Annotated in this window: 1 protein-coding gene; it reads left to right on the top strand. The window is 75.1% G+C overall.

Going from position 1 to position 301, the window contains the following annotated elements; translation table 11 throughout:
• Positions 1-301 (top strand): hypothetical protein (locus tag JHD63_RS25170; protein WP_198973197.1); only part of this gene is annotated, 301 nt, incomplete at both ends.

Consider the following 301-nt stretch of genomic DNA (forward strand, 5'->3'; position numbering starts at 1 on the left):
CCAGCGCGGCCATGAAGCCGTCGCAGAACTCCCACTGCGGCACCTCGTCGTCGCGGGTGCGCAGTTCGTCGAGGATGTCTTCGAGCGCGTCGAAGTCCTCCGGGACGAGCGCGGAGGGTGTGGGAGCTGTCTCTTATACACATCTCCGAGCCCACGAGACCGTACAGGAAATCGCGTATGCCGTCTTCTGCGTGAAAAGAGGGGGGGGGGGGGGGGGGGGGGGGGGGGGGGGGGGGGGGGGGGGGGGGGGGGGGGGGGGGGGGGGGGGGGGGGGGGGGGGGGGGGGGGGGGGGGGGGGGGG

Source organism: Xylophilus sp. ASV27, from assembly GCF_016428875.1.
Taxonomy (GTDB): domain Bacteria; phylum Pseudomonadota; class Gammaproteobacteria; order Burkholderiales; family Burkholderiaceae_C; genus Xylophilus.